This is a genomic window from Pseudoxanthomonas sp. CCNWLW251, assembly GCF_037402255.1.
Classification (GTDB): Bacteria; Pseudomonadota; Gammaproteobacteria; order Xanthomonadales; family Xanthomonadaceae; genus Pseudoxanthomonas_A.
Genome location: NZ_JBBEGA010000002.1, coordinates 1076498 through 1092554, shown reverse-complemented (window position 1 = coordinate 1092554; position 16057 = coordinate 1076498). Strand labels below are relative to the sequence as shown.

At 68.0% G+C, this 16057-nt stretch carries 12 protein-coding genes; 6 read left to right on the top strand and 6 right to left on the bottom strand.

The features are described from left to right. Nucleotides 1–12: 12 nt before the first annotated feature. Nucleotides 13–354: a divalent-cation tolerance protein CutA gene (gene cutA / locus WBN46_RS12240; protein WP_337731748.1), complete on the bottom strand. Its 342-nt coding sequence runs from the start codon at nucleotides 352–354 to the stop codon at nucleotides 13–15. Nucleotides 355–558: 204 nt separating this feature from the next. Here cutA and WBN46_RS12235 point away from each other — a divergent pair, with 204 nt between their 5' ends. From WBN46_RS12235 to WBN46_RS12225, 3 genes are all read left to right on the top strand, one after another. Further along, complete coding sequence (locus WBN46_RS12235) at nucleotides 559–852, top strand: co-chaperone GroES (RefSeq protein ID WP_142126167.1); 294 nt, start codon at nucleotides 559–561, stop codon at nucleotides 850–852. Nucleotides 853–953: 101 nt separating this feature from the next. Beyond that, complete coding sequence (groL, locus tag WBN46_RS12230; protein WP_142126166.1) at nucleotides 954–2594, top strand: chaperonin GroEL; 1641 nt, start codon at nucleotides 954–956, stop codon at nucleotides 2592–2594. A 218-nt stretch (nucleotides 2595–2812) separates the two neighbouring features. Next, on the top strand, nucleotides 2813–5719 hold the full coding sequence (locus tag WBN46_RS12225; RefSeq protein ID WP_337731924.1) for a TonB-dependent receptor: 2907 nt from the start codon (nucleotides 2813–2815) through the stop codon (nucleotides 5717–5719). 201 nt (nucleotides 5720–5920) lie between these two features. Here the strand turns inward: WBN46_RS12225 and WBN46_RS12220 are convergent, their stop codons facing one another. From WBN46_RS12220 to WBN46_RS12200, 5 genes are all read right to left on the bottom strand, one after another. Next, nucleotides 5921–6772 carry a helix-turn-helix transcriptional regulator gene (locus WBN46_RS12220; RefSeq protein WP_337731747.1) on the bottom strand — a complete coding sequence of 284 codons (852 nt, stop codon included), beginning with the start codon at nucleotides 6770–6772 and terminating at the stop codon, nucleotides 5921–5923. 43 nt (nucleotides 6773–6815) lie between these two features. After that, nucleotides 6816–7799, bottom strand: coding sequence for an alpha/beta hydrolase (locus WBN46_RS12215; protein ID WP_337731746.1), 984 nt, complete (start codon nucleotides 7797–7799; stop codon nucleotides 6816–6818). A 90-nt stretch (nucleotides 7800–7889) separates the two neighbouring features. Beyond that, a complete protein-coding gene (locus WBN46_RS12210) occupies nucleotides 7890–10523 on the bottom strand; it encodes a serine/threonine-protein kinase (RefSeq protein WP_337731745.1) in 2634 nt (877 codons plus the stop codon). Between the two features lie 70 nt (nucleotides 10524–10593). After that, nucleotides 10594–11118, bottom strand: coding sequence for an ECF-type sigma factor (locus tag WBN46_RS12205; RefSeq protein ID WP_337731744.1), 525 nt, complete (start codon nucleotides 11116–11118; stop codon nucleotides 10594–10596). A 122-nt stretch (nucleotides 11119–11240) separates the two neighbouring features. Beyond that, nucleotides 11241–12551 (bottom strand): aminotransferase class V-fold PLP-dependent enzyme, encoded by a 1311-nt coding sequence (locus WBN46_RS12200; protein ID WP_337731743.1) that lies wholly within the window; start codon nucleotides 12549–12551, stop codon nucleotides 11241–11243. A gap of 320 nt (nucleotides 12552–12871) precedes the next feature. On the opposite strand from WBN46_RS12200, the gene WBN46_RS12195 reads away from it, so the two are divergent. From WBN46_RS12195 to WBN46_RS12185, 3 genes are all read left to right on the top strand, one after another. After that, complete coding sequence (locus WBN46_RS12195) at nucleotides 12872–13948, top strand: 3-deoxy-7-phosphoheptulonate synthase (RefSeq protein WP_337731742.1); 1077 nt, start codon at nucleotides 12872–12874, stop codon at nucleotides 13946–13948. Between the two features lie 117 nt (nucleotides 13949–14065). After that, entirely contained in the window at nucleotides 14066–14494 is a 429-nt protein-coding gene (locus WBN46_RS12190; RefSeq protein ID WP_337731741.1) for a DUF2141 domain-containing protein, read from the top strand. A gap of 11 nt (nucleotides 14495–14505) precedes the next feature. Beyond that, nucleotides 14506–16023 (top strand): carotenoid oxygenase family protein, encoded by a 1518-nt coding sequence (locus WBN46_RS12185; protein WP_337731740.1) that lies wholly within the window; start codon nucleotides 14506–14508, stop codon nucleotides 16021–16023. The last annotated feature ends 34 nt before the right edge of the window (nucleotides 16024–16057 follow it).

Here is a 16057-nt window from a genome sequence, read left to right as displayed (position 1 = left end):
GGGTCTGGGTCTTCAACTCGAGGGGGCGCCATCGGCCCGGGTTTCAGCGGCGACCCACGCCAGGTAGGCGGGCAGGCCGGTGGCGGCTTCGACCGCCAGGATCTCCGGCAGTTCATACGGGTGCAGTTCGGCCAGCCGCGCCATCAGGGCGTCGCGCCGGTCGGCGGGAGTCTTGGCCAGCAGCTGGACCTCGCTGGCCTGTTCCACCTGGCCCTGCCAGCGGTAGGTCGACACCATGCCGGGCAGCACGCTGACGCTGACGCAGGCGGCCAGGCGCTCGTCCACCAGCGCCCGTGCCAACCGCTGGGCGGTGTCGGCGTCGGGACAGGTCGACAGGATCAGGAAGACGGGCATGGGGCATCGATTATCGCAGACCCGGTCCGGGCGCCCCCGCGACCGATATGTGCACCCAGCCCTTGAAACCGCGCCGGGCACCCCGATATCCCTCGCATCCCGGCCCTGTCGGGTTTTTGTGCCCCTGGCGTTGGCAGTCTCCCGTGGGGAGTGCTAACATCGCCGCCCCTTTCCTAGTCCAATCAATCACTTAAGAGGATTGACATGAGCAATATCAAGCCGCTGTACGACCGCCTGGTGGTCAAGCCGATCGAAGCCGAAGAAACCTCCGTCGGCGGCATCATCATCCCCGACGCCGCCAAGGAAAAGCCCACCAAGGGTGAAGTCGTCGCCGTCGGCGAAGGCAAGTTCATCGACGCCACCGGCGGCGTGCGCGCCCCGAAGGTGAAGGTGGGCGACAAGGTGATCTACGGCCAGTACTCGGGTTCGCCCTACAAGTACGAAGGCGTCGAGTACAAGATCATCAAGGAAGACGACGTCCTCGCGATCCTCGGCTGATCGCGCGTGGCGGCTCCGCGCCGCCGCCCACGTCACCGCATTCCTCCTGATGGCGGGCCTGCCCGCCTCACGAACCACACTCAATACTCCTGGAGTTGCACATGGCAGCCAAAGATATCCGTTTCGGTGAAGACGCCCGTACGCGCATGGTGCGCGGCGTGAACATCCTCGCCAATGCCGTCAAGGCCACCCTCGGCCCGAAGGGCCGCAACGTCGTGCTCGAGAAGAGCTTCGGCGCCCCCACCATCACCAAGGACGGCGTGTCCGTCGCCAAGGAAATCGAACTGGCCGACAAGTTCGAGAACATGGGCGCGCAGATGGTCAAGGAAGTCGCTTCCAAGACCTCCGACAATGCCGGTGACGGCACCACCACCGCCACCGTGCTGGCGCAGGCGTTCATCCGCGAAGGCTCCAAGGCCGTCGCCGCCGGCATGAACCCGATGGACCTGAAGCGCGGCATCGACCAGGCCGTGAAGGCTGCCGTCGAAGAGCTGAAGAAGCTCTCCAAGCCCACCGCCGACGACAAGGCCATCGCCCAGGTCGGCACCATCTCGGCCAACTCCGACAGCAACATCGGCGACATCATCGCCGAGGCCATGAAGAAGGTCGGCAAGGAAGGCGTGATCACGGTTGAAGAAGGCTCCGGCCTGGAGAACGAACTCGACGTCGTCGAGGGCATGCAGTTCGACCGCGGCTACCTGTCGCCGTACTTCATCAACAACCAGCAGTCGCAGCAGGTCGAATTCGACGACCCCTTCATCCTGATCCACGACAAGAAGGTCTCCAACGTCCGCGAACTGCTGCCGGTGCTGGAAGGCGTCGCCAAGGCCGGCAAGCCGCTGCTGATCGTGGCCGAGGAAGTGGAAGGCGAAGCCCTCGCCACGCTGGTGGTCAACACCATCCGCGGCATCGTCAAGGTCGCCGCCGTCAAGGCGCCGGGCTTCGGTGACCGCCGCAAGGCCATCCTGGAAGACATCGCCACGCTGACCAACGGCACGGTGATCTCCGAGGAAGTCGGCCTGCAGCTCGAGAAGGCCACCATCAACGACTTGGGTCGTGCGAAGAAGGTCGTGATCTCGAAGGAGAACACCACCATCATCGACGGCGCCGGCGATGCCGAGCGCATCCAGTCGCGCATCAAGCAGATCAAGGCGCAGATCGAAGAGACCTCTTCGGACTACGACCGCGAGAAGCTGCAGGAACGCGTGGCCAAGCTGGCCGGCGGCGTGGCCGTGATCAAGGTCGGTGCCTCGACCGAGATCGAAATGAAGGAAAAGAAGGCCCGCGTCGAAGACGCCCTGCACGCCACGCGTGCGGCGGTGGAAGAAGGCGTGGTCCCGGGCGGCGGCGTCGCGCTGATCCGCGCGCTGCAGACCATCGGCAACCTGAAGGGCGCCAACGAAGACCAGAACCACGGCATCCAGATCGCCCTGCGCGCGATGGAAGCCCCGCTGCGCGAGATCGTCACCAACGCCGGTGAAGAGCCGTCGGTAATCGTCAACCGCGTCAAGGACGGTTCGGGCAACTTCGGCTACAACGCCGCCAACGGCGAGTTCGGCGACATGATCGAGTTCGGCATCCTGGACCCGACCAAGGTCACGCGCTCCGCGCTGCAGAACGCCGCTTCGATCGCAGGCCTGATGATCACCACCGAAGCGATGGTGGCCGAGGCTCCGAAGAAGGACGAGCCGGCGATGCCGGCCGGCGGTGGCATGGGCGGCATGGGCGGCATGGATTTCTAAGTCCCGCTTCCCGCGTCACCGTTCCAGGAAGGGCCCCGCAGCGATGCGGGGCCTTTTTGTTTTTCCGCGATATGCGCACCGCGACACCGCAACAAGCGTTCCGGCAAAGCCGCGCGCGGGACACCTCTCTGCCGGACCGGCTCCGTAGCGTACGAACTTCGGTGCTTAACGATGTTTTCACCGAACACGACGCGAACGACAGCCATCGGAGGAGAGGGATTCAAATGAAACGACATGCATTGCGCGACGCGATCCGCGTCGCCCTGGTCGCGTGCGCGGCCACCGCGGCGACGGCCCACGCGCAGGAGGCGCCGGCGCCCACCACACTGGATCGCATCGAGGTGACCGGGTCGCGCATCCGACAGGTGGATGTGGAGACGGCCGCGCCGGTGCTGGTGATCTCGCGCGAGGAGATCCAGAAGCAGGGCTTCAATTCCGTCGCCGATATCCTGCAGAACATCACCAGCGCGGGCAGTCCGGCGGTGAGCCGCATCACGCCGCTTGCCGCGGGCGAAGCGGTGGGCGGTGCGTACATCGACCTGCGCAACCTCGGCCCCAACCGCACCCTGGTGCTGGTCAACGGGAAGCGGCTGGGCATCACCACCGGCGGCTTCCAGGACCTCTCGCAAATTCCGGCGGCGATGATCGAACGGATCGAAGTGTTGAAGGACGGCGCATCGACGCTGTACGGCTCCGATGCGATCGCCGGCGTCGTCAACCTCATCACCCGGCGCAACATGGATGGCATGCAGGCCAGCGTCTATGGCGGCCAATACTCGCAGGGCGACGGCCAGCGCACGGTACTGGACCTGATCGCCGGTTTCAGTGGCGACCGCGGTTCGGTAACAGTCGGCGCGGAGTACACGGAAGAAGATCCGGTATGGGCCACCGATCGCTGGTTCTCCGCGAGCCGCTTCCCGATGGGCGAGGGCAGGGTGCCGAGGCCGGGTGGTGAAAGCGGAACCACGCAGTACGGTCGCCTGATCGTCCCCGGGCGCGGCAACTTCACGCTCCGGCGCGAGACGCCCGGACTCGATCCGCGCGACCTGGGCAGCTACCGCGCGCTGGACGACACCGACTTCTCGCTGCCGGTCCAGCAGTCCACGCTGCTGGCGGGCATCGAACGCAAGTCGGTGTTCGTCAACCTCGATCACGCGCTCGGCGACCGCATCCGCTTCGCCGGCGACATGCTCTACACCGACCGCGCCTCGTTCTCGCGCAATGCAGGCTATCCATACTCGTCGCAGGCGTTCGATACGCCGATGTCGATCGACAGCTACTACAACCCCGTCGGCAACCAGAGCGGCGACGCGGAGCCCACCGAAGTGCATTTCACCCGTCGCGGTTGGGAAGTGCCGCGCGAGAACCGGCTTTCGCTGACCACCTATCGCTTCAGCGGCACGCTGTCGGGCTACTTCGACCTGGCCGGCCGCAGTTGGGACTGGGACGTGGGCTACCTCTACAACCAGAACAAGGGCGTGCAGGTCGGCACCGGCAACCTCAACCTTGCCGCCGTGCGGATGGCGGTGGGCCCTTCGTTCCTCAACAGCCAGGGCGTGGTCCAGTGCGGCACGCCGGACAACCCGATTCCGCTGGGCACCAGCCAGGGCGAATGCACGCCGTGGAATCCGCTGTTGCCATTCGGTTATGGCGGTCCGGGTGACGGCTCGGCGACGGACCCGGCCGTCAGGCAGTTCATCTTCCCGGTCGGCCAGGCCGTCTCGATGACGAAGACGCAGGACTATTTCGCCAACATCACCGGCACGCTGGCGACGCTGCCGGCCGGCGACCTGGCGGTCGCGCTGGGCGTGGAGCACCGCAAGGAATACGGCGAATTCTCGCCCGATGCGTTGGCCCAGTCGGGCGGTTCCACCGATCTCGCGGCCGGGCCGACGGCGGGCGGCTACAGCCTCGACGAAATCTACGCCGAGGTGCAGGTGCCGCTGCTGTCCGAGGTGCCGCTGGCCCGCGAGCTGACGTTCAGTGCGGCGACGCGCTATTCGGACTACGACACCTTCGGCGACACCACCAACAGCAAGCTGGGCCTGAAATGGAAGCCCGTGGACTCGCTGCTCGTCCGCAGCACGTGGGCAGAGGGCTTCCGTGCGCCGGATGTCAGCAATCTGTACGGCGGCGCGTCGCAGACGTTCTCGTTCTACACGGATCCGTGCGACACCGCCTTCGGCGCCGCGCGCGGCAATGCGCGATGCCTGCAGGACGTGCCCGCCGACTTCCGCCAGCCCGCCAATGACGCCGACGGCATCGCAGACGGTCCCGGGACGCAGACGCCGATCCCCTTCGTATCGGGTTCGAATCCCGACCTCACTCCGGAAACGTCCGAATCGACGACGCTGGGCGTGGTATTCAGTCCATCGTTCGCGCCGGGGCTGAACGTGTCGCTGGACTGGTGGACGATCCGCATCGAGAACACCATCGTGGCCGACACCGAGACCCAGGTGCTGGACGATTGCTACCTGCGGGGGATCGAGGCGCGTTGCAACGCATCGACGGGCTCGCGCTTCGAACGTGATGCGGCCACCGGCGAGATCCTTTCGTTCACCACTACGCCGATCAACGTGGGCCATGTCGAGACCGAGGGTTTCGATTTCGATGTCAATTACCGCCGTACGACACCGTGGGGCATCTTCAGCGCCAGTTGGCTGAGCACGTACATCAGCAAGCTCGAACTGAAGACCGACGACCTGGAGGACAATCCGCCGCAGCAGTTGAATGGCATCGCGACGAGCATAGGCAGCAACTTCCGCATCCGCTCCAACCTCAATCTGGGCTGGGAGCACGGGGCATGGGGCGTGTCCTGGGGGATGCGGTACTACGCGGGGGTGAAGGAGCGCTGCGTCTTCGACGACATCTGCAGCCTGCCGAACTACCGCGCGCCCTGGACGGGCGGCGAGATCCTGCGGATGCACGAGCGACCTTCCACGACCTTCCACGACGTGCAGGTCCGCTACCAGGCGCCCTGGAACGCGACGATCTCGTTCGGGGCCAACAACGTGTTCGAGCGCTATGGGCCGCCGATGTACTCGCAGCCTAGCTCGGGCTACTCGTACTACGGTGGTTACGACATCGGACGGTTCGTCTACCTGAAGTACCAGCAGAAGTTCTGAGTCGTCCGCAGTGGTCCAGCCGGCCGCGTCCATGAGGGCGCGGCCTTTCCACGTGCGAAAAAAGCGCACCGGGGAGAGAGGCCCGGTGCGCAGTCGCGTGCGACGCATGTCGTGCCGCCCGTGTTGCGCGATGCACGCGGGTGGCGGTGTCCGCCGTCGTGATGTGCGGGTACGCCTGTCGCGCTTCGGGATGGTGATGGCTCAGCGGGCGCCGCCCGCGGTACGGAAGCGGGTCGCGGTGACCCCGGTGGCGCGTTTGAAAGAACGCGAGAACGCATGCCGACTCTCGTAGCCAACGCTCGCGGCGATCTCGCAGATCGCCAGCCGGCCATCCTGGATCAGTGCGCAGGCACGCAGCAGGCGGGTCTGGGTGAGCAGGTCGTGGGGCGTCATCCCGAACACGTCACGGAACGAACGCAGAAAATGCGAGGGCGAGTAGCGCGCAGCCTCGGCCAGGGCGCGAAGGTCGTGCGCATCGAACGGGGCGTTGAGGATGCGGTTGCGCGCGGTCAGCAGGCGTGCCACGACCGCGCGCCGATGCCGTTCGCTGCGACCGTAGGCGCGCTCCACCCAGTCCGCGGCGCGTGCCTGCGCGTTGCGCGCTGCCAGCATCACGGCGGCCAGTTCGCGCCCCGATTCGCGGTCGCAAGGATGCGGCGCGCATCGCAGCAATGCGGAGAGTCGCTGCAGCATCGGGCGGTCCATGGGCAGTACGGCGGGCAGCAGCAGTGGCGCCGCCAGGCCGCGACGCTCTGCAGGCTCGGACAGCGCCTGTGCCCAGTGGCTGGGCGCGTGCACGAGCACCCAGTCCGCGCCGGGCCCGGCGAGCAGGCGCCTGGGCGCGTCGCCCGGCAGCGCCAGGAACCGGCGGCCGGCGAGCCGGAATACGCCGTCGTCGGTCTCGACGTCCGCCTCGCCGCGCAGCGCGATGACCAGCGTGCAGCCGCTGCACGCGGGCGGCGCATGCATCCCGCGGCCACCGCGCAGGCAGAGGCCCGTCATGGCGTCGCCGGCATCGTGGCCGGAACTCCTGCGCGCGTGGCGGAATCGCATGATGCAGGCAGGCGCCACGTCGTGGCGGCGCGCCGGCACCATGTCAGCTGAAGCCGTAAGGAAGATTGGGCGATGACACGACCTTGTCGCCGATCGCTTCGCCTTCCAGGAAACGCACGCAGTCGCGCAGCACCGTCGGGTCGTTGAGGACGCCGTGGTGGCCGAGGTCGAGCGTGGTCAGCAGCCGCGCAGCAGTGAGGTGCCGGGCGAAACGCTCGCCTTCATCCCAGGGCACTTCGTCGTCGAGCAGATCGTGCACCACCAGCACCGGGATGCCGATGGCCGGTGCGATGCGGTGCGCCTGCAGCGCATCCAATCCTTGGCCAATGCGGGATTCGAGCAGCGCCAGGATGCGCGCGCCCACGCGCGGTCCCATGCCGGAACGATCCACGAAGCGCTGCAACGCCGCGCGAGGATCGGCCTGCGCGGAGACCAGGATCGCCCGCTTCGCGCGCAGGCCCTGGTGCAGCGCGAGCACCACCGACATGGCGCCCAGCGAATGGCCGATGACCGCGGCCGCTTCGCCGCAGCGGCGGCCGACCTCGAGCATGTCGCCCGCGGTCTCCAGCAAGGTGGACGTTTGCGTGGCCACCGTACGGCCCTCGCGGGCGAAGGCGACGACGGCGTACCCGTGCGCCGTCAGAGCGCGCACCCAGCCGGCCATCGCCTCACGGCCCGTCGCGTCAAGCGGCGGTAGCAGCACATACGGCTGCCGGTGCGGATCGCCCCAGGACACTACCTGCAGGCACCGGCCGCGCAACGCCAGTGTTTCACGGCGTTCCGGGCAGCCTTCTACGTATCGCGGACAGCCGGCGAAGCCGGTCTCGTCATCGAGCTGCAGCAACCCCCTGCGTGCGGCGTGGCGCGGTGCGAGCAGGCCGATGAGACATTGCACCGCACGCGTCCACGGGTTGAAGGGGGTCGGAGGCCTGGGTTCGGTATCGCCGCCGCGTGGAGCGGCGGCGGACGGGGAGGGAACGTCGGTCAGCGGTTCGGCGGCGTGCGTGGCGTGGCGTGAAAGCAGCATGGAAGTCCGGTCTCTGCGTGAGGGTTCACAGAGACAAGCGCTTTCCTGCCGTGCTCACTGACACGTCCCGACGATGCGGGGCGAAACGATTCAGGGCGCGTTGGCCATCGTGACGAAGGAGGCGGTCGCCAACGCAATGCGGGCAGGATGGTTGGCAGGAATGTCCATACGGTCCGCAAACGCCAGGCCCTCCCGGCGCGTGCGTGCGGCTGCCTCGGGACGCCCATTGCGCGCATGCAGCTGCGCCAGCGTGGCGTACCACGCGAGCAGGTCGTGCGGGAACGAGCGCGGACGGTCGCCGATCCGCAACGCTTGATCGATCATGGCGATCGCCGCCGCGTCCTCCCCCTGCCGCGCATGCGCAAGGGCGCGCACGTACAGGGCGTTCGCCGACAGATACGGCTCGTGTTGTGCGTCGACGCGCCGCTGCAGGTCGATCGCGTGTTCCCGCAGGTCATGATCGAGGCCAGCCACCAACTGCAGGCGGAGGACGCGCAGTTCGGCGTCGAGACGCTGTTCGTGCGTGGGTGGCAGCACTCTGTCCAATTGGGCCCGCGCCTCATCGGCCAATGTGCACGCACCGGTCAAGTCGCCGCGCAGTTCCTGGATGCGGGACAGCTTCGCCAGCGAGAACCCGATGCCCGGCGAGCGCTCGCGGCCGATCGCATGCTCGATGGCCATGGCTTCGCGCAGCAGCGGTTCGGCCTCGTCGAGGCGACCCAGCGCAAGGTACACGCCGCCGAGATTGTGCACACGCGGCGCGACGTCCGCGTTCGGTTCGCGATAGATGCGGCGCGCGATGCCGACGGCTTCACGGAGCGGCGCCTCGGCTTCCGCCATCTGTCCAACCGCCATCAGCGCGATGCCGTAGTTGCTGAGCCGTCGCGACGTCTCCGGATGTTCATTGCCGTACGCCGCGCGCGTCAACGCCAGGGCATGCCGTTGCCAGCGCACGGCCTGGTCGGCCCGGTGCGCGCGCGTGTACGCGGTACCCAGCGCGCCGTAGCTGCGGACCAGGCGGGGATCGCGTGGCGGCAGGCGTGCCTGCTGGATCGTGATGGCGGCCAAGTGGTCGGCGATGGCGGCCTGGTGCTCGTCCATCTCGCTGCGCACGATCGCGCGGCGGTGGTAGGTGAGGGAGGCGGCGAGCCCCTGCGGATCGACGCTGCGCTGGACCGCGAGCGCTTCGTTCAACAACGCGAGCGCCGCGGGATAGTCCTTCTCGCTGGACGCGAGTTGTCCCTGCTGGCTGAGCGCCATCCCGAGCGCGGCGTGGTCGCGCGCGGGCAGTGCGCGCGCGATGGCGACGGCGCGTGCCAGCAGCGGACGTGCGTCGTCGTAGCGGGACATCTCGTCGTAGATCCGTGCGATCACCACCAGCATCTCGACCTGCAACGCTGGCGAGGCCACCAGATCGGTGCGTGCGCGTTCGGCCCCACGCTGCAGCAGCGTGGCGGTATCCGGCAGCGACGCGCGCGGACCCCGGGGAGCTTCATTCTCGAACAACTGCACGAGCAGGTCGCGCACGGCATTCGCACGCTGCGCTTCGTTGCGCGCACGCCAAGCCTGCTCCTGCGCTTCGTCTGCGGCCACGCGCGCGGTGTGCGCCTGCCAGAGTGCGGCCGACAGACTGGCGAGCACGGCGACCATCAGCATGGCCGCGACGGCGACGCCACCGCGATGGCGGCGGGCGAACAGGCGCATGCGATGGAGCGGCGACGGCGTCCGCGCGCGGACAGGCTCGTGGCGCAGGTGGTGTTCGAGATCCTCGGCCAGATCGCCTGCCGATGCGTAGCGACGGGCGGGCTCGGCCGCGGTAGCCTTCGACAGGATCGCGCCAAGATCGCCCTTCGGCAACGCATCCTGGCGCGTACTTTCATCGGGGCGCTCGCCGCTCAGCAACTCCCGCATCAGCACGCCCAGCGCGTACACGTCCGTGGCGGTGGTCACGGCAGCGCCGGTGTACTGCTCGGGTGCTGCGTACCCCGGCGTCAGCCCGATGGCGGTTGCGCCTTCGCCGTCGCCGGTGGCGTCGATCAGGCGCGCGACACCGAAATCCAGCAGCCGCGGCGAGCCGTCGGTCGTGACCAGGATGTTGGAGGGCTTGAGGTCGCAATGGACGACCAGTTGCCGGTGCGCAGCGTCCACCGCGCGGCAGACGTCGCACAGCAGCTGCAGTCGTGCAGTCCGGTCCAGGTTGCGGAGTTCCGCGTGGCGGGTGATCGGTAGCCCGTCCACGTGGTCCATGACGAGATAGGGCACGCCTTCGTTGGTGACGCCGCCGTCGATCAGGCGCGCGATGGCCGGGTGCGTGAGCGCCGCCAGCGTCTGCCGTTCGCGGCGGAACAGCTGCTGCTGCAGTTCGGAATACGGTCCGCGCCGCAGCAGTTTGACCGCGACGCGTTGCTGGAAATCGACATCCTCGCGTTCGGCGAGGAACACGGTGGCCATGCCGCCCTGGCCCAGTGGGCTGATCAGCCGGAAGTCACCGATGCGCTCGCCGATCCACGCCTGCGGCGGGCGGATGTCTTCCGCCTTCAACGCATCGATCAGAGCGGCGACGGGTGTGTCGAGCAGGACGGGTTCGGTGCGTGCGTGGGCGGCGAGCAGCGCTTCCAGGTGGCGGCGGTCGGTCGGGTCGGGGCAGTGCCGGTCCATCCAGTCGCGCCGTGCCTGCGGGGGCAGGTCCACGACCGCATCGAACGATTGGCGCAGGGAAGGCATGGCGTGTGTCTGCGGGAAAGGGTCTGCCACCAAGCGACTTTCGGGGCCGGACCCTGACACGCCGGCGCGCTTACGCGGCCAGCTGGGCGCCGAGGAACGCCCGGGCGTATTGCCAGTCGCGGTAGACGGTGCGCACGCTCAGTTCGCAGAGCTCGGCGATGCGCTCCAGCGGCAGGCCGGTGAAGTAGTGCAGTTCGACGACTTCGGCGGCACGCGCATCGTCCAGCGCGAGGCGGCGCAGCGCCTGGTCCAGTTCCAATGCGTGTTGCGGATCGATCGTCACCTGGCCGGCCAGCGTGTCGCGATAGTCGGTGCGACGCAGGTCGCCACCGTGCTTGATGCGTGCGCGTTCACGCGCGCGGTCGACCAGCATGTGCCGCATGGCGCGCGCCGCATACGCATAGAACTGCCGCGTATGGGTGAATTGGGGCTGCTGGTGGCTCATCTGCAGGTACAGCTCGTGCACCAGCGCCGTGGTGTCCAGCGTGGCGCCATCGCGGGGAAATCGTTGCTTGTGCGCCAGCCGGCGCAACTCTTGGTAGACCTCGCCGAACATGTCGTCCAGCGGGCGGGGGGAAGCGTCGTTCGGGGGCATGACGATCCGGATATGACGGAGGGGACAACGGGTCGTCGCCTTGCAGCGACCGGTACCAGGAACCAACGCGCAAATCCCGGCGCTCGGGCCACCGCCCGGCGGATACCGATCGTCGGGCGCGTTCAGCCCGCGATCGCACGCACCGCGCGCACCGCCTCGTCGACCTCCGCGGGCGTGTTGACCAGACTCGGCGCCAGTCGCGCGTAGCTCACGGCGTAAGGGCTGGTGCTGGCGATGATGCGTCGCGCGAGCAACTGCTTCACGATGTCGTTGGGCCGCACACCCTCGATTTCGAAGGCGACCAGCCCCGCCGACAACGCTGCGGAGCGAGGCGTGTGCACGTTCACCTTTGGCAGATCGGCCAGGCCCTGCTTCAGTTGATCGTTCAGTGCGCGGATGCGCGCCGCCACGCGCTGGCGCCCCATCTGCCCGTGCATGCAGAACGCGGCCGCCAGCGCCCACTGGTGCTCGAAGGCGTGGAACCCGCCGGGCGTCATCCGCGCGGCATTGCACGGGCCGGCCGGTGCCCGGTCTTTGGTCCAGGCGACATAGCTCTCGACTTCGGTGAAGTTGGGTACCAACGGCTGCAGGCGTGCCCAGTTCGCGGCGTTCGCCCACACGATGCCGGTGCCGCGTGGCCCGAACATCCACTTGTGGGTGCCGGCGCAGAAGTAGTCGGCGCCCATCTCGGCGATGGTCTCGTCTGCGGCGCCCAGTCCATGCACGCCATCGACCACCAGCCATGGGGCCTGCGGCAGGCCGCGCAGCATCGCGCTGATCTCGCGGATCGGCAGCCGGACGCCGGTGCTGGAATGCACCCACGTCACGCCCACCACCTTCGTCTGCGGGCGGATGGCCGCTTGCAGGTTGCCGACGATCTCGTCCACGCTGGCGTCGCGCGATGTCCGGAACAGGGCCACCTTGCGCATCGACGCGCCGCAGCGCGCCGTCGCAAGCCGGATCGATTCATGGTGCGAGTAATGGTCGTGCACCGTGGTCAGCACCTCGTCGCCGGCTTTCAGCGGCAGGCCGTGATAGACCAGGGCCAAGCCTTCGGTGGTGCTTCGCGTCGTGCAGACATCCTCGCCTCGACCACCCAGGTATTCGGCCACCTGCGCGCAGACGTGCAGCGGAAGATTGTGCGCGTCGTCCTCGAACATCGCGCGCTCCACGAACAGAAACGGGTTGGCGTCCATCGCGCGCCGGTAGCCTTCCAGCGCTTCACGCACAGGTGCCGGATGACTGGCGATGAAGAACGAGGCGAAGTGGCGGTACGCCGGGTCCAGCGCGAACTGCGCGCGTACCGATTCCCAGGTGGAGAGGTCGGGCAGGGCGGGGGTCTGCGCCGTCACTGCCGCCAGCAGGCGCCCGGGCAACAACGTGGCGGCGAGCGCGGCGGGCGCCGCGAGCAACTGTCGGCGGGTCAGTTCCATGGAACACCTGCGCGGGTGTCGTCCTCGAAGCGGACATGCTGGCAAACGCGGCGCCCGTGGCCGGGCGGCCACCGCCGCTGTGCGGCGGGTCTGGGGGAACACGCTCCACGTTGCAGATGAAACATTCGCCATCGCCGGCATGGCGTGTTATCTCTAGCCGCGAATGAACACCACCCGTGCCCGCTTCTGGTTTTGGTATTACGGCTTTCCGATGCCAGCGGCGGAGGCGAGGTTGCATTCATTCTAGGCAAGACACCAGAAGAATCCCCTTGAAGCCGCCAGCCACCCTGGCGGCTTTTTTGTTGACCCGGAGAAACCCGATGGCCCCCCATACCGACGACCTGCGCATCCGCAAACTCGATGAGCTGGTGACGCCCGCCGCCGTGATCGGCGAACTGCCTTGCGACGACGTGGTGTCGCAGACCGTGTCCGATGCACGCGGCGCGCTGCACGACATCCTGCATGGCCGCGATGATCGCCTCATCGTGGTGATCGGTCCCTGCTCGATCCACGATCCTGCCTCGGCGATGGAGTACGCGAGCCGGCTGAAGCCGTTGCGCGACGCGTTGGCCGGCGAACTGGAGATCATCATGCGCGTCTATTTCGAAAAGCCGCGCACCACCGTCGGCTGGAAGGGGCTGATCAACGACCCGGCGCTGGACGGCAGCTTCGACATCAACCGCGGCCTGCGCCTGGCGCGCCGGCTGTTGCGCGACATCAATGCGCTGGGGTTGCCGGCGGGGTGCGAATACCTGGACACCATCTCGCCGCAGTACATCAGCGACCTGGTGGCATGGGGCGCGATCGGGGCGCGCACCACCGAAAGCCAGGTGCATCGCGAGATGGCCAGCGGGCTGTCGTGCCCTGTCGGGTTCAAGAACGGCACCGACGGCAACGTGAAGATCGCGGTTGATGCGGTGGGTGCGGCCTCGCATCCGCATCATTTCCTGGCCGTGACCAAGGAGGGGCGTTCGGCGATCGCGGCCACGGCGGGCAATCCCGACTGCCACGTGATCCTGCGCGGCGGGAAGACGCCGAACTTCGACGCGGCCAGCATCGAGGCGGCGAGCCAGGTGCTGGCGAAGGCGGGCCTGCCGGCACGCCTGATGGTCGACGCCAGTCACGCCAACAGCGGCAAGAACCCGGACAACCAGCCTGCGGTCGTCGATGACATCGCCGCGCAGCTGCAGGCGGGCGAGCAGCGCATCGTCGGCGTGATGGTGGAGAGCCACCTGGCGGGTGGGCGCCAGGACCTGGTCGATGGCCAGCCGCTGACGTACGGGCAGAGCATCACCGATGGATGCCTGGGATGGGAGGCATCCGTGCAGGTACTGGAAAGCCTCGCCATCGCCGTGCGCCGGCGACGTGCACGGCGCGAGGTATCCGCAGCAGCCTGAGTGCGGGCTCCCCGGAAGTGACTTCCGGCAGGTCGAAGAGGTGACGGCTGGCAACTGACCGGTCGCAGGGCGGTGGCGACACTGGCAGCACGTTCCTGCCATGCACCGGAGTCCGCCATGCACCGTTCCGTCTGTCGTCCGCTCTGCCTCGTCGCGCTGCTGATCGCCACCATCGCACCGGCGCAGGCCGCCGACCTCACCGTCACCCTGCGCGGCGTACGCGCGCAGACAGGACTCATCAAGCTGGCGGTCGTCGACAGCCAGGCCGGCTGGGACGGCCAGGCGCCCCCGGTGCAGGGCGATGGCGCGCCGCCGCGCGGCGACACCTCCACCTTCGTCTTCAAGGACCTGGAGCCCGGCACATACGCCGTCATGGTCACCCACGACGAGAACGGCAACGGCAAGCTCGACAGCAACATGATCGGCATGCCGACCGAAGGCTACGGCTTCAGCAACAATCCGCGCGTGATGCGCAAGCCGACGTGGGACGAAGCCCGCTTCGACATCGGCGCGCAGGATGCCGCCATCGACATCGCGCTGCACTGAGGAGCGATGCCATGGACCGCCGCCGCTTCCTGTACAACCTCCTGTCCGGCGCCACCGCGCTGGCCGTCGCCCCCGCCTTGCTGCGCGGCCAGGACGCCTTGGCCGGCGATCCCGCCCGCTTCGCCGCCGGCCTGCGCGAACGCCCGTGGCTGGCCGGCTGGAAGTCGGTGCAGTCCGAAACCCTGGGCCCGGAAAACGTGCGGATCGAAGGACGGCTGCCGGCGGGCTTCGGTGGCACGCTGTACCGCAACGGCCCTGCATGGACCGAGCGTGCGGGGTTCCGCTACGAGCACTGGTTCGACGGCGACGGCATGGTCCACGGATGGCGCTTCAACGGCGACGGCACGCTGACCCACCGTGCCCGCATGGTGGCCACGCCCAAGTTCACCCGCGAGCAGGAGGCAGGGCGTTTCCTGTACCCCGTCGCCGGCACGTCCGTTCCGGACATGCAGCCGATCCGCAACAACGACGATGCGAACGCGGCCAACACCTCGGTGACGATGATCAACGGCCGCCTGTTCGCGCTATGCGAGGCGGGCTCGGCGTTCGAGCTCGATCCCGACCAGCTGGCTACGCTCGGGCCGGTGACCTGGCGTCACGACCTGGCGGCGATCCCGTTCTCGGCACATCCGCTGGTGGATCGCGACGGTTCGGTGTGGAATTTCGGTTCCATCTCGATGATGGGCGGCAATGGCCTGGTGGTGTGGCACATCGGCCGCGACGGTACGCTGGCGTCGGCCGACGTGCTGGAGACACCCGTGCCCGGCTATCTGCACAGTTTCGCGATGACCGATCGCCACCTGGTGTTCGTCCTGATCCCGTTCCGCTACCTGGACGGTGCCGGTGCGTTCTTCGAGCGCCTGCGCTTCCGGCAGGACCAGCCGCTGCGCATCGCCGTCGTGGACAAGCATGCGCCCGCGCAGGCGCGCTGGTTCGAAGCCGATTTCGCGGCGATCTATCACTTCGGCGATGCGTACGAGCGTGATGGCCGCATCGTGCTGCGCGCCGTGCAGCATCTGGATGTGGAAGAGGCACGCTCGCCCCTGAAGGCGGCAATGAACGGCGACGGCGATGTGCATGGCGGAAACGGGCCATTGCGTGAACTCGTGCTCGATCTGCGCCGCGGCGATGCCCGCTGGGAAGAGACGGGCATCGCCGGCATCGAGTTCCCCGTGTTCGATGCGCGCACGCGGTCTGCCGGTCCCGCGCGACTGTATGCGCCCGTGCACGCGAGCGCTTCGGTTGCGCCGTACTTCAACGGCGTCGGCGCTTTCGATGTACCGCGTGACCGGCGCCAGGTACATGACTACGGTCGCGATGTGCTGGTGGAAGAGCACCTGTTCGTGCCGCGTCCCGGCAGCACACGCCCCGACGACGGCTGGCTGGTCGGCACGCTGCTGGACGCCGCGCGTGGCCGCAGCGGCATCGCGGTGCTCGACGCGGGCCGCGTGGAAGCGGGTCCTGTTGCCCAGGCGTGGCTGCCGTACACCGTGCCGCTGGGCTTCCATGGCCACTTCGCCGCCGCTTGATCCCATGCGGCTGTTCTTGCCGGGACGTGGATGC